We start from the raw sequence: 12,955 nt of genomic DNA on the forward strand, positions 1-12,955 counted from the left end.
TCAGGCTGAACGGCTTGCCGACTTATTTGTTGTTGAAGATCGTATTCAGAGAGTTACTTTTACTGCGCTCGACCATCACGGCTGCCTGACCAGGATTTTTGCTAATGGTGCTTGCCCAGTCTTGGCTGCTGTCTGATTCCTCAGCGTTATTGCCAAGCATACCGGGCAGTGCATCCTGATTGGCGTCGTCACTGTTGTCCCCAAACATTACTGTAGCGTTGTCGAGCTGGTACTGGCGCAATTGTTGCATCAAGCCTTGCGCTGTGTAGGTTTGTGGCGCCTGTTGGCCCCCAAGGATCACTTTGGCGCTTTCAACAGCGGCTTCTGCCGCGGTTTGCGGCGTCTCAGCCTGTTTGCTGTCCGTGGTTTGCACCTTGCCGGTCGCAGCACTGTTATCCGTGTTGTAAGCCTTGTTCAATAACGACGACACATTGCTGTTTTGTATACTTGAAATAGACATGATCGAAGCCCTTAATCATTATTTCGCTCACATTACCGCGTATCTTGTTAACGGCATGCCAGAAAAAAACTTTAGAACACCCTTTAATTCTTTTAATTTGCCGCATTTTTCCAGTGTGCTGGCCTGCATTTTTGGCCAGCCACCCGTCAGTGCCAGCAGATTTATGGTAAGGTTCAGCCTTGTTAGAAACACAGATATTTAATGGCGAAACATGAGTTTGGTGCGTTACTGCGTGAATGGGAGACTGGTGAGCGGCGTGAGCCCGACCAACCGCGGTTTTGCTTATGGCGATGGCATATTTCGCACCATGCGCCTGCTCGATGGTGAACTACAAGACTGGCCCCTGCATTATCAAACCCTAGTTGCGGATTGCAGCAAAATCCTGATGGTCTGTCCGTCGGCTGAATTGCTGATGCAAGAATTCAAAAGCCTGATGTCTGCCGGTGAGGATGAGACCAAATTATCCGGCGTAGTCAAAATCATCATTACGCGTGGTGATGGTGCCCGCGGCTATGCGCCCCCCGCCATTTCCGAACCAACCCGCGTGTTTGTCTGGAGCCCTTTGCCAGTCTATCCTGAGGCCATATATACCCAGGGGGTCGCGCTCTATCAGTGCCAGACCCGACTGGCCAGCCAGCCTTTGTTAGCGGGCATCAAGCACTTAAACCGGCTGGAAAATGTCTTGGCCCGGGCCGAACTGAAAGACCCCCGCTTTTTTGACGGCTTGATGCTGGATTACCAGGATCAGGTGATCGAAGCGGTGAGCGGTAATCTTTTCATTCACAAGGCCGGGCAGGTCATGACCCCGATATTGGACCAGTGTGGCGTGGCCGGGGTCATGCGGCAAAAAATTCTGGACTGGTATAAAACGCAAGGCCAGCCGGTCAGCTTGACCCGGTTGACCCTACAAGATGTGCTCTCTGCCGATGCCGTGATTATCACCAACAGTGTCTATGGCGTGTTACAGGTGACGCAGCTTGATGCGCAGCCATTGGCACACAATGATTGGGCACACACCCTCAGAACCCAGTTGCATTATGTTGTTCATTAAACGTTTTTTTCAATACAGTCTGGCCTTGTTGGGCCTGACGACACTGGCATTAGCCATCTGGATCGTGATCTTTTTGATCCGCCCGCTGCCCATGGCCTCAGAAACCATAGGCATGCAAATTCCGGCCGGGGCCAGTGTGCGTGCGATTGCCGACCAGTTGGTGGCTTCAGGCGTGCTCACCGAGCCTTACAGTTTTTTGCTGGTGGTGAAACTCACGGGCAGTGCCAACAAGTTGCAGGCGGGCGATTATGCCTTTAATACGCCCTTGCAAGTGATGGGCCTCATTGATGTGCTCAAGCATGGCACGTTTGACCAGTTCAAACTGCAATTGACCGAGGGTAAAACCTTTGCCGACTTCAGGCAAAAGCTGGCGCAAATGCCGGGTATCCGCCACGACACGCTGATGTTGTCCGACCAGGAACTGATGCAACAGGTGAGCGGCCAGAACGATGCCCCCGAAGGCTGGTTTTTCCCGGATACGTATTTTCTGGATGCGCAAAGCAGTGACCTAGATTTGTATAAGCGCGCTTATCAAAAAATGGTGCAGCACTTGAATCAGGCGTGGGAGCAACGCGCATCGGGCCTGCCTTACCGTACCATGTATGAGGCATTAATCATGGCCTCGATTGTAGAGAAAGAAACCGGTGTGGAAGAAGAACGGCCGCAGATTGCCGGTGTGTTTGTGAACCGCCTGCGCAAAGGCATGCGCCTGCAAACTGACCCCACTGTGATTTATGGCATGGGCACGCGTTACCGTGGCAATATCAGCAAAAAAGACTTGCTGACGGATACGCCTTATAACACTTATACGCGCAGCGGCTTGCCGCCGACGCCGATTGCTTTGCCTGGCCTGGCCTCGATTCAGGCGGCATTGCATCCGGCCAATACCAACGCCTTGTATTTTGTTGCCAACGGCCAAGGCAGGCATGTGTTTACCGCGACGCTCGAAGCGCATAACCAGGCGGTGCGGGCGTATCAGTTAAAAAAATAGTTGTCGTAAAGTTAAAGGGAAATCGGGACATGGCAGGGTTGTTTATTACGCTGGAAGGCATGGATGGTGCGGGCAAAAGCACGCATATCCCCACTATTCTGGAGTTGCTGCAAGCGACCGGCAGAGAAGTGGTGTCATCGCGCGAACCCGGCGGCACGCCTTTGGGCGAAGAGCTGCGTGCCTTGCTCTTGCACCGTGAGATGCATGTGGAGACAGAGTCGCTGCTAATGTTTGCGGCGCGCGCCGAGCATTTGCAGCAAGTCATTCTGCCCGCCTTGCAGCGTGACGCGATTGTGCTGTCAGACCGTTTTACCGATGCTTCTTATGCGTATCAATGTGGCGCACGTGGCCTGGCCATGGAAAAAATGCAGCAGCTTGAGCAGTGGGTGCAGGGTGATTTACAACCAGACCTGACCTTGCTGTTTGATGTGCCGGTAGAGGTGAGTCTGCAACGGTTGGCGGGCGCACGCACCCCGGATAAATTTGAAGCGCAGGGCGCGGCGTTTTTTGAGCTGCTGCGCGCACAATATCTGGCGCGGGCTGCCCAATATCCGCAACGCTTCAGAGTCATAGATGCCAATCGCCCCCTGCTTGACGTGCAGCAGAGTGTTGTAGAAATCATCCGCCAATGTTGATGACCCAAGAGTACCCATGGCAGGCCACGTTATTTGCACAATGGATGCAAGCAGGTCAGTCACGTCACCATGCGCTGTTGTTGCATGGCAAAACCGGCATCGGCAAACTGGCTTTTGCGCGCGCGATGGCCGCTGCCTTGCTGTGCTTGCAGCCTGAACACGGCCATGCTTGCGGTCAGTGTCAGTCCTGTCACTGGTTATCCGAAGGCGCGCATCCTGATTTTAGGGAGATCACGCCAGAAGATGAAGACAGCGCTGAGGGCAGCAAAAAGAAAACCCGCAAGCGGCAGCAAATCCTCATCGACCAGATTCGCGCCTTGCATGATTATTTATCGCTGAGTAGTCACCGTGTTGAAGGCATGCGCGTGGTGTTGATTCACCCGCTGGAAGCCATGAATGTCGCGGCGTCCAATGCCTTGCTCAAGTTGCTGGAAGAACCGCCGCAACGCACGCAGTTTTTGCTGGTCTCACATCAAAGACAAGCGTTGCTGCCGACCATCCTGAGCCGCTGCATGCAGGTGGAGATGCCGGTGCCCAGTGAATCACAAGGCTTGCAATGGATGCAGTCGCAAGGCATTGTCCAGCCTGAGTGGCTCTGGCACTACAGTGGCGGGGCGCCCATTACCGTGCTGCAAGACGACCTGGACTGGTATGCCTGGTATCAGCAGTTTCAACCGCACTTACGCCGCGGTGCCGAGATGGACGTGGTGGCTGCGGTGCCGGTGCTGATCAAGCAAGGCATGGAAGCGGCGATACAAGTGCTGCAAAAGTGGTTGCTGGACGTTTGGTTGTCCTGCCATCAGCAACCCTTGCGCTACCACCCTTCAGAGGCAGCAGCTTTGCAGGGGCTGGCCGGGCGTGTGCAGTTATCGCGGCTGCTGGCGTTTCAGCAACAGCTAAATCGTTTTAAAATGACCGCACAACATCCGCTCAATCAGGAGTTGCAGTTGGAGCAGCTGTTGTTGCAATACAAAAAAATATTTGAGGATAAACCGAATAAGTGAGTGCGCGAGATCAGGTGCAAGGCGCGCGGTGTTAGAAACAACAACGTGCAACGCAGTATTGTGCTCAAGTAGTCACTATCCCTGTATCCTTCATTAACCGCTCACGTACTCTGGAGCTGATGTCATGACCGAGATGCAACCTTCTGCAGCGGCAAAACCTGGTGTGTTGTCGCTGGCGATTCGTGAAAAAGCCGCCCTGTTTGCGGCGTATATGCCTTTTGTCAAAGGCGGGGGCTTGTTTATCCCCACCAGCAAGTCTTTTAAAATGGGCGAAGAAGTGTTTATGTTGCTCACTTTGCTCAATGATCCAAACAAGCTCAAAGTGGTAGGTAAGGTGATCTGGATCACGCCGCAGGCGGTCAACAACAAGCCGCAAGGCATAGGCATTCAGTTTAGTGATAAAGATGGCGGTGCCGAAGCCAAAAAACGGATTGAATCTATCTTGGGTGCCGCACTCAAATCTAGCCGACCGTCGAATACCATTTAGTGATTAGCACGCAGACAGAAAGAATATGTTAGTAGATTCCCATTGCCACCTGAATTTTCCTGAGCTGGTCCAGAACATGGATCAAGTATTGGAGAGCATGCGCAGTAACCAGGTAGGGCATGCCTTGTGTGTCTCGGTCACGCTGGATAAATTCCCCGAAGTACTTGCCATTGCCGAGCAGTATCCCAACATTTATGCCTCAGTCGGCGTGCATCCTGATTACGAAAACATTACCGAGCCTACCGTACAAGGCCTGGTTGAACTGACCAATCATCCACGCGTGGTGGCGATTGGTGAAACCGGGCTGGATTACTTCCGTTTAACTGGTGATTTGTCCTGGCAGCGCGAGCGCTTTAGAACGCATATCCGGGCGGCAAGGCAGACGGGTAAACCCTTGATCATCCATACCCGTAATGCGGCCGAGGATACGATCAAGATTATGCAGGAGGAGGGCGCGGCCGAGGTCGGGGGCGTCATGCACTGCTTTACAGAAAGCTGGGAGGTGGCCCAGGCCGCGATTGCCATGGGTTTCTATATCTCGTTTTCCGGCATCGTGACTTTTAAAAATGCCCAGGCGCTCAAAGACGTCGCGCAAAAGGTGCCGCTGGCATCCATGTTGGTCGAAACCGACTCCCCCTATCTAGCACCCATCCCATTCCGTGGCAAAACCAATCAGCCCGCTTATGTGCGGCATGTGGCAGAAGAAATTGCGCGCCTGCGTGAGCAGCCATTACAGCAGATCATGGACGCAACCACCGCTAACTTTTTTAAACTGTTCAAGCACGCCCAGCCATGCAACTGACCATACTAGGCGTAGGCTCCAGCGCTGGCACGCCCGCGATCGGCTGCCAATGCGCCACCTGCAGCTCGACCGATACGCGCAACAAGCGCACACGCTGCTCCAGTATGGTCACGCTGGATGACGGCCGGGTGATCCTCATAGACACCTCGCCAGACCTGCGCCTGCAAGCTTTGCGCCAACAGATGCGCAGGGTGGATGCCGTGCTGTACACGCACACCCATGCAGATCACCTGCACGGCATTGATGATTTACGCGCGTTTTGCCAGATCAACCGCTGCCAGATTCCGCTCTACAGTTATCCTGAGGCGATTACCCATATTCAGGAAAAGTTTGGCTACACGCTGCGTGACCCCATCCCCACCTACTGGGACTTACCCGTTTTGGCTGCGCATACCGTCGAGGGCCCGTTTGAAGTGGCTGGTCAGCAGATTATTCCCATCCCCATCATGCACGGTAAAATCCGCATCTACGCCTACCGTATCGCTAACTTTGTCTACATGACCGATGTCTCCGAGATCCCGGAAAGCGCGTATGCCTTGCTGCAAGGGGTAGACGTGTTGCTCATAGATTGCCTGCGCGAAAAACCGCATCCCACGCATGTCAACGTTGAGCAATCACTGGCCTTGATTGAGCGCATAGGCGCCAAGCGTAATGTGCTCATTCATATGACCCATGAGCTTGAATACCAGGCCCTGCAAGCCAGGGTGCCTGACAATGTCCAGGTCGGTTATGACGGCATGCAACTTGATTTTTAAACGGTGCACCAAGGGCTTTAAATCTTGCACTGAAGCCAACTGGCCGATTAGCCAGGTCAACCAAAGCCAGACATAAACAGTTATACTTGCACAAAACAATAATTCAGCAATTTGATTTTGGATAACAGGAAGTAAACATGAAGGTATACACCCATCTTATGACCGCCTTGGTCACCGCCACACTTGCCCTGGCTGCAAACAGCGCACTGGCAGGCAAAACCTACGATGAAAACGACTTTATCAACGGCTTTAGCGGCAAATCCAAAAAAGTGGTGCTCGAAAAACTCGGCCAACCCTTTAAAAAACAGCAATCCGTCAAGCCCACCAACGCTAACAGCATGATCGCAGGCATCGGCAAACAACAAGACAGCTCAAAACCTGTACAGGTTGAAATGTGGTACTACAAAAACCTGGTGAAATACGACAAAAAGAACACCTACAAAGAAACCGAAGTCACGTTTGTGAATGACAGAGTGATGAATATTGGGTTCTTTAATAACCGCTAAGCAATTCAGTTGCTGGATTAAAAAAAGCCTCGGCAGACCGGGGCTTTTTTATTTTTCCATTAACCAGTAATGATTATGCGAGGTTTATGTTGCAATGCCATGCCGCTTGAATTTTGCTTATAATTTAGACAATTAAATAATCAATGATGGATGATTATTATGAACAGTCTAATTGATTTCTTTGAACGGCTACTAACTAACTTCACATGGTCTCGACTCACATTTACATTCGTTTTGCTGTTTCTTCTGATTAGTGCAATCTTTGCATATGAAGCGTATACACAGCACTTTGCTCTGGAGAGGCTTGATAAGCAAGTTAAAATTTTCGATCAATTAGTAACATTATCTGAAAAGCTAAACTTGGAGGAAAATGACAAGGTGCTAAATGAATCCTTTAAAAGCCTAGTAGCTGGGTTTAACTCTCAGGTAAATTATAAAAGCTATGTAGGTGTGGATGGGGCAAGTTTAACTACAAGGTATTCGTTCCCTGAGTGGTTTACAAAGAGTATTTATATTTTATTTCCTTGGCTGGTTTTAAGCTTTTTTTTGGTAGTCACCATGACCTCTGGTAGGGCAAGTGCGATGGGCGGAATAATGTTCGTGTCTTCATTTTTCCTACTCATAGGACTAATTTTACCCAGCTTTAAGGAGACACCTTGGGTGATGAAATGGGCCTACCCATGGGGTGCTATGATAATTTCGGTTTTTCTAATTGTTATTTTTGATAGAAGAAAAAAAGGAATATAGGTTTTGAAGTTTAAACAGAGTCAATTACCAAAGAGTGTTAAACTGACCACATGTTGATTCAAAAAACAGCCAAGAAAATTCTTTGTAATACACAAAAAACATTGTTTGCTTGGGAGTCTAATTTGGCACAGCTGGAAAGCTGCTTGATGGTGCCCAGAAGAGGACTCGAACCTCCACGTCGTTAAACACTAGTACCTGAAACTAGCGCGTCTACCAATTTCGCCATCTGGGCTAAAGAAGCTGTGCATTTTAAAGGAAGAATAAATATTGTCAACCAGAAAAACTAAAAAATCCCTGCGTGCAAATGACCCGCAGGCCCAGCGTGAAGCTGAGTTATACCAAACACCGCTGCCTAGTCGCGAGTTGGTGTTACAGTTGTTGTCAGACCAGGGCATTCCCCTGAGTGCTGAGCAGATTTATGTGATGCTCGATATCAGCCATGATGAGCGTGACATTTTTAACCGCCGGTTGGGTGCGATGGAGCGCGATGGCCAGTTAATGCGTAACCGCAAGGGCGCGTTTTGTTTACCGGATAAAATCCATTTGATTGCGGGGACCGTGTTCGGACATACCGATGGTTATGGGTTCCTGGTCCCCGATGATAAAACCAAAAATCCTGAAGATATCTTTTTAGGCCCCAAGGAAATGACCTTGGTCATGCATGGCGATCGCGCCATGGTGCGGTTGGCCGGGGTGGACCGCAGAGGTCGGCCTGAGGGCAAGCTGGTTGAGGTGCTTGAGCGGGCGAATAAGACACTGGTGGGGCGTGTGATTCGCGCCCAGGGCGTGACCATCGTTGCGGCTGAGGACAAGCGTATCAGTCAGGATATCCTGATTCCTTACCATCTGGATATGGATGCGCAAGTGGGGCAGGTGGTGACGGTTGAGTTAACCGAATATCCTTCTTCGCACTCCAACCCCATGGGCAAGATTGTTGAGATTTTGGGCAATTATGCGGATAGCGGCATGGAGATTGAGATTGCCTTGCGCAAGCATCATTTGCCGCACCAGTTCAATCCTGCGGCGCTCAAGCAGGCAGAAGACTTTCCTAAAACCGTACAAGCCAAAGATTATAAAGGTCGCAAGGATTTGCGTGATTTGGCTTTGATTACGATTGATGGTGAAACCGCACGTGACTTTGACGATGCTGTGTTTGCTGAGCCGCAAGGCAAAGGTTGGCGCCTGGTGGTGGCGATTGCGGACGTGAGCTTTTATGTGCAGCCTGGGGACGCGCTGGATAAAGAGGCGTTTGACCGCGGTAACTCGGTATATTTTCCGCGTCGTGTGATCCCGATGTTGCCAGAGGCTTTGTCTAACGGGCTGTGTTCGTTGAACCCGGATGTTGAGCGCTTGTGCATGGCGTGCGATATGCAGGTGGACGGGCAGGGCGTGGTCAAGCAATACCAGTTTTACCCGTCGGTGATGCGGTCTAAAGCGCGCATGACGTATACCAAAGTCGCTGCTTTATTGCAGGGCGAAGATGCTGCGTTGAGTGAGGAATATACCTGGCTGTTACCGCATTTGCAGAACTTGAATAGCGTATTCAGACTCATGCTCACGCAACGCGAAAAACGCGGTGCGGTGGAGTTTGAATCCACTGAAACCATGATGGTGTTTAACGATAATGGCAAAATCGACAAGATTGTGCCTGTGGTGCGCAATGATGCGCATAAACTGATTGAAGAGTGCATGCTGGCGGCCAACGTCTGTGCCGCTGACTTTTTGCTTAAAAACGAGCAGACCTGCCTGTTCCGTATTCATGAAGGGCCGACGCCAGAAAAACTGGAGGCCTTGCGCCTGTTTATGGGCGAATTTGGTTTTGGTGTGGGTGGGGGCGAGAGCCCGCACGCCAAAGACTACGCCAAACTCATGCAGCGTATCAAAGAACGTCCGGATGCGCAGTTGTTACAGACGGTCTTGTTACGCTCGATGCAGCAGGCGGTGTACAGCCCGGATAACGTCGGCCACTTTGGCCTGGCGTATGAGGCGTATACGCATTTCACTTCGCCGATCCGCCGCTATCCTGACCTGCTGGTGCATAGAGCGATCAAGGCGGTGGTGGAAGGTAAGCGATATCAGGCCAAAGACTGGCATCACCTTGGTGTGCATTGCTCCATGACCGAGCGCCGTGCCGACGACGCAACCCGCGATGTGACGAACTGGCTCAAATGCTTTTACATGCAGGATAAAGTGGGCGAGGTGTTTAGTGGCACCGTGGCAGGTGTCACCAGCTTTGGTTTGTTTGTGGCGCTGGATGAGGTTTATGTGGAAGGCTTGCTGCATGTTACCGACCTGGGCAATGATTACTTCATTCATGACAAAGCCCGTCATGAGATGGTGGGCGAGCGCACCGGCGTGCGCTATCGTTTAGGCGACCGCTTAACCGTGAAGGTGGTGCGTGTGGATCTCGAAACCACGCGTATTGACTTTACCCTGGTCGGCAAGTCTGAGGGCGTGGTTGATCCGGCAGACAGTACTGTCGCTGAATCGTTGGCCGTGTCCAGCGTGAAAAAGACACGGTCTGCCAAGCCGGTTGAAAAGGTGGTGCCCGCAGTGTGGGAAGCACCCAAAACGGCTAAACAACCAGCCAAAAAATCAACCAGATCCGGCACCAGCACGCCTCGCAGCGCCGCAGAAAAGCCCGCTGCGAGCAAACCTGCTCCGGCCAGAAGCCGCTCAGCCAAAGACAAGGGCCGCCATTCTGCGCAAAAAAATAAAGGCAAACCCAAGGCGAAAGCCCGATAATCCCAGCCGTTCAATCAGATTGAAAAATCGCTTTACGAAAAATCTGGGATAATAGCGGTTAATGCAATATTGCCCTGCTTGGGGCATCTCGTCGCGCACGGGGCAGTGAATGTAGCTGCCTCTGCGCGATTCGTATTTTCACTTTTGCCAAAGCATAAGCAAAAGAGATCAAAAATTTAGGAGTGATTATGTCGGAAGCCCGCATTTTGTTTGGTTTTCATGCGGTGTTGAGTCGCATGCGTCAGCATGGTAGCAGCATTCAGGAAATTATTATTGACCAGGATCGGGTAGACGCGCGGATGCGTGATTTGCTTGAGATGGCTAAAGGGCAGAATATCCGCGTGATTCAGGCGGATCGCCAGCGCCTGGATGGCTTTATCGGTGCGCATGGCCGCCATCAGGGCGTGATTGCGCGCGTGATTGAAACGCCCATGCCTTACAAGGATATCCACGATGTGTTGGAGTCTGATCTGGATGAACCGCCGTTCTTCCTGGTGTTGGATGGTGTGCAAGACCCGCATAACCTCGGGGCTTGTTTACGTGTGGCCGATGCCATGGGCGTGCATGCGATTATTGCACCCAAAGATCGCTCTGTCGGCCTGAATGGCACGGTGCGCAAGGTAGCCAGTGGTGCGGCCGAAACGGTGCCATTTATTGCCGTGACCAATCTGGCGCGCACCTTACGCGAGCTGAAAGAAGCGGGGGTGTTTATTGTTGGCACTACCATGGATGCGCCAGGCTCTCTGCACAATACCAAGCTGCAAGGTCCTATTGCCCTGGTGATGGGGGCTGAGGGCGATGGCATGCGTCGATTGACCGAGGAAACGTGTGATGCCCTGATTACCATCCCCATGTTTGGCACGGTACAGAGCCTGAATGTGAGTGTGGCCAGTGGCATTGCGTTATACGAGATTCGCCGTCAGCGCGTCTTGGCCGTCTAACTAAAGACCTCAATCCCCATGACCCTAAGCTTGCAGGATTTATGGCAGCAACTGCGCCAGCAGGCCCGCCGTTTGTGGTTGGGGCAATGCCTGGCTTTTTGCGGGGCGATGGTGGCGGTACCGATTCCGCTATTGATGCCCTTGCTGGTGGATGAGGTATTACTGCACCAACCGGGCAAACTCACAAAATTGATGACGGCGCTGCTCCCCGCCGAATGGCTGGGGCCGATTGCCATTATCGTGGTGGTGACGGTGTTCACGATCAGCTTGCGCTTAAGTAGTGTGTTGCTCGGCGTGGCGACCACCCGTATTTTTGTCGGCTTATCCAAACAGGTGACGCTGGGGGTGCGGCAAATGCTGCTGGATAAACTGGGCAGGATACGCATGCAAGTCTATGAAAGCCTGGGTGCAGGGCAAGTCACTGCCAGGCTGCTCACCGATATTGAGACGCTGGACAAGTTTTTAGGTGAAACCATCGCCAAAGTGCTGGTCGCCGTCTTAAGCGTGATTGGCGTGGCTGGTGTCTTGCTCTGGATGCATTGGCAACTGGCGTTGATTATCCTGTTCTTGAATCCGTTTGTGATCGCGCTGACCATGGTCTTGGGCAAAAAAGTCAAAGCCTGGAAGCAGCGAGAAAATGGCGCCTTTGAAGTTTTGTCGCAATCGGTGAACGAGACGCTGGAAGTGATGCAGCAACTGCGGGCCAGCAATAGCGACCGCCGCTTTCTGGGTAAAGCCAAGCAGGCGGCAGAGGCGGTAAGAGCCGCCGCCACGGCTTCCGGCTGGAAGTCTGATGCTTTGGCGCGTTTGTCATTCGGCGTGTTTTTATTTGGCTTTGAGATTTTTCGTGCCGTCGCCATGTTGATGGTGGTGTTTTCCAACTTGTCTGTCGGCCAGATGATCGCCGTGTTTGGCTACTTGTGGTTCATGATGGGCCCGGTGCAAGAGCTGTTGTCGGTACAAGTGTCTTATTACGCGGCCAAGGCGGCGCTGGGTCGGATCAACCAGGTATTGGCGGCGGATGAAGAACCCCATTATCCTGCCACCGTACAAGCCCTGGATGCACATTCACCCGCAGCAATCCGCCTGCAAAACGTGACCTTTGCTTATGGCGAAGGCGATCCTATTCTGGCTGATGTGACGCTGGATATTGCACCGGGTGAGCAAGTGGCGCTAGTCGGCGTCTCAGGCGCGGGCAAGTCCACCCTGGTGCAACTGTTGCTGGGCTTATATGCCCCCACTCAGGGCCAGATCTTATTCAACGGCCAGCCGATTGAGCAGTTGGGCTATGCACAAGTGCGCGAACACTTGGGCGTGGTGTTGCAACAACCCATGTTGTTTAATGACAGCGTGCGCCAAAACCTGAGTCTGGAGACCGCTTATTCGGATGATGCCTTATGGCAGGCGCTTGAAGTTGCGCAGCTGGCGCAATTTGTGCGCGATTTGCCACAAGGGCTGGCGTCGCAGCTCGGGCGCAGTGGGGTGCGCTTGTCCGGTGGCCAACGTCAACGGCTGGCGATTGCTCGCATGATGCTGAAACAGCCGCAAATCGTCATCTTGGATGAGGCGACCTCCATGCTGGATACGCATACAGAAGCTTTGCTGCATCAGGCAATGCGCACTTTTTTGCGTGGGCGCACGACCATCATCATTGCTCACAGATTATCTGCCGTGAAAGAGGCTGACCGCGTGCTGGTGTTTGATGGGGGCCGCATCATTGAGGAAGGGCAGCATGACACGCTGGTACAGCAGGCCGGCAGTGTCTATCAACGCTTGTATGGCCAGCAGGCCAGCTAATATTTGAACCGCCTGCAGCTAAATGCAGGCGCTC

General features: G+C 52.3%; 14 protein-coding genes and 1 tRNA gene. 13 read left to right on the forward strand and 2 right to left on the reverse strand.

The features are described from left to right. Positions 1–22: 22 nt before the first annotated feature. Entirely contained in the window at positions 23–460 is a 438-nt protein-coding gene (locus Q9292_RS13505; protein ID WP_313988963.1) for a hypothetical protein, read from the reverse strand. On the opposite strand from Q9292_RS13505, the gene Q9292_RS13510 reads away from it, so the two are divergent. The 10 genes from Q9292_RS13510 (at position 459) to Q9292_RS13555 (ending at position 7,438) form a co-directional block, all read left to right on the forward strand. Continuing rightward, complete coding sequence (locus Q9292_RS13510) at positions 459–662, forward strand: hypothetical protein (protein WP_194746865.1); 204 nt, start codon at positions 459–461, stop codon at positions 660–662. The two genes, Q9292_RS13505 and Q9292_RS13510, sit on opposite strands and share 2 nt — an antisense overlap. Positions 663–671: 9 nt before the next feature. Further along, complete coding sequence (gene pabC, locus Q9292_RS13515) at positions 672–1,511, forward strand: aminodeoxychorismate lyase (protein WP_313988966.1); 840 nt, start codon at positions 672–674, stop codon at positions 1,509–1,511. Continuing rightward, positions 1,498–2,502, forward strand: coding sequence for an endolytic transglycosylase MltG (mltG, locus tag Q9292_RS13520; protein WP_313988968.1), 1,005 nt, complete (start codon positions 1,498–1,500; stop codon positions 2,500–2,502). The genes pabC and mltG overlap by 14 nt, the downstream gene beginning before the upstream one ends. A 29-nt stretch (positions 2,503–2,531) precedes the next feature. Beyond that, positions 2,532–3,137, forward strand: a complete 606-nt coding sequence (gene tmk / locus Q9292_RS13525) for a dTMP kinase (RefSeq protein ID WP_313988970.1) — start codon at positions 2,532–2,534, stop codon at positions 3,135–3,137. After that, positions 3,131–4,141 (forward strand): DNA polymerase III subunit delta', encoded by a 1,011-nt coding sequence (gene holB, locus Q9292_RS13530; protein WP_313988973.1) that lies wholly within the window; start codon positions 3,131–3,133, stop codon positions 4,139–4,141. Before tmk ends, holB begins: the two co-directional genes overlap by 7 nt. A gap of 124 nt (positions 4,142–4,265) precedes the next feature. Then, positions 4,266–4,628 carry a PilZ domain-containing protein gene (locus Q9292_RS13535; RefSeq protein ID WP_275355029.1) on the forward strand — a complete coding sequence of 121 codons (363 nt, stop codon included), beginning with the start codon at positions 4,266–4,268 and terminating at the stop codon, positions 4,626–4,628. A 25-nt stretch (positions 4,629–4,653) separates the two neighbouring features. Next, on the forward strand, positions 4,654–5,430 hold the full coding sequence (locus Q9292_RS13540; protein WP_313988978.1) for a TatD family hydrolase: 777 nt from the start codon (positions 4,654–4,656) through the stop codon (positions 5,428–5,430). Continuing rightward, the gene (locus Q9292_RS13545) at positions 5,421–6,185 is read left to right on the forward strand and encodes an MBL fold metallo-hydrolase (RefSeq protein ID WP_313988981.1); all 765 of its coding nucleotides are present in this window, start codon (positions 5,421–5,423) and stop codon (positions 6,183–6,185) included. The genes Q9292_RS13540 and Q9292_RS13545 overlap by 10 nt, the downstream gene beginning before the upstream one ends. A 137-nt stretch (positions 6,186–6,322) precedes the next feature. Continuing rightward, complete coding sequence (locus Q9292_RS13550) at positions 6,323–6,691, forward strand: hypothetical protein (protein ID WP_313988984.1); 369 nt, start codon at positions 6,323–6,325, stop codon at positions 6,689–6,691. A gap of 159 nt (positions 6,692–6,850) precedes the next feature. Beyond that, on the forward strand, positions 6,851–7,438 hold the full coding sequence (locus Q9292_RS13555; protein ID WP_313988986.1) for a hypothetical protein: 588 nt from the start codon (positions 6,851–6,853) through the stop codon (positions 7,436–7,438). Between the two features lie 147 nt (positions 7,439–7,585). On the opposite strand, the gene Q9292_RS13560 is transcribed toward Q9292_RS13555, so the two are convergent. Next, positions 7,586–7,670 (reverse strand) — tRNA-Leu (locus Q9292_RS13560). A 35-nt stretch (positions 7,671–7,705) separates the two neighbouring features. On the opposite strand from Q9292_RS13560, the gene rnr reads away from it, so the two are divergent. The 3 genes from rnr (at position 7,706) to Q9292_RS13575 (ending at position 12,921) form a co-directional block, all read left to right on the forward strand. After that, positions 7,706–10,183 (forward strand): ribonuclease R, encoded by a 2,478-nt coding sequence (rnr, locus tag Q9292_RS13565; protein WP_313988989.1) that lies wholly within the window; start codon positions 7,706–7,708, stop codon positions 10,181–10,183. A gap of 188 nt (positions 10,184–10,371) precedes the next feature. After that, positions 10,372–11,124, forward strand: coding sequence for a 23S rRNA (guanosine(2251)-2'-O)-methyltransferase RlmB (gene rlmB / locus Q9292_RS13570; RefSeq protein WP_194746855.1), 753 nt, complete (start codon positions 10,372–10,374; stop codon positions 11,122–11,124). 18 nt (positions 11,125–11,142) lie between these two features. After that, complete coding sequence (locus tag Q9292_RS13575; protein ID WP_313988993.1) at positions 11,143–12,921, forward strand: ABC transporter ATP-binding protein; 1,779 nt, start codon at positions 11,143–11,145, stop codon at positions 12,919–12,921. Positions 12,922–12,955 lie beyond the last annotated feature (34 nt).

The organism is Methylophilus sp. VKM B-3414 (assembly GCF_032248435.1).
In the GTDB taxonomy this organism is placed as follows: Bacteria; Pseudomonadota; Gammaproteobacteria; order Burkholderiales; family Methylophilaceae; genus Methylophilus; species Methylophilus glucosoxydans.

Bases quoted from the DNA above. Each gene is read 5' to 3' on its own strand.
- Q9292_RS13550 (WP_313988984.1), top strand. From the start codon at position 6,323: ATGAAGGTATACACCCATCTTATGACCGCCTTGGTCACCGCCACACTT.
- Q9292_RS13555 (WP_313988986.1), top strand. From the start codon at position 6,851: ATGAACAGTCTAATTGATTTCTTTGAACGGCTACTAACTAACTTCACA.
- Q9292_RS13545 (WP_313988981.1), top strand. From the start codon at position 5,421: ATGCAACTGACCATACTAGGCGTAGGCTCCAGCGCTGGCACGCCCGCG.
- tmk (WP_313988970.1), top strand. From the start codon at position 2,532: ATGGCAGGGTTGTTTATTACGCTGGAAGGCATGGATGGTGCGGGCAAA.
- holB (WP_313988973.1), top strand. From the start codon at position 3,131: ATGTTGATGACCCAAGAGTACCCATGGCAGGCCACGTTATTTGCACAA.
- rlmB (WP_194746855.1), top strand. From the start codon at position 10,372: ATGTCGGAAGCCCGCATTTTGTTTGGTTTTCATGCGGTGTTGAGTCGC.
- Q9292_RS13535 (WP_275355029.1), top strand. From the start codon at position 4,266: ATGACCGAGATGCAACCTTCTGCAGCGGCAAAACCTGGTGTGTTGTCG.
- Q9292_RS13505 (WP_313988963.1), bottom strand. From the start codon at position 460: ATGTCTATTTCAAGTATACAAAACAGCAATGTGTCGTCGTTATTGAAC.
- Q9292_RS13575 (WP_313988993.1), top strand. From the start codon at position 11,143: ATGACCCTAAGCTTGCAGGATTTATGGCAGCAACTGCGCCAGCAGGCC.
- Q9292_RS13510 (WP_194746865.1), top strand. From the start codon at position 459: ATGATCGAAGCCCTTAATCATTATTTCGCTCACATTACCGCGTATCTT.
- pabC (WP_313988966.1), top strand. From the start codon at position 672: ATGAGTTTGGTGCGTTACTGCGTGAATGGGAGACTGGTGAGCGGCGTG.
- Q9292_RS13540 (WP_313988978.1), top strand. From the start codon at position 4,654: ATGTTAGTAGATTCCCATTGCCACCTGAATTTTCCTGAGCTGGTCCAG.
- mltG (WP_313988968.1), top strand. From the start codon at position 1,498: ATGTTGTTCATTAAACGTTTTTTTCAATACAGTCTGGCCTTGTTGGGC.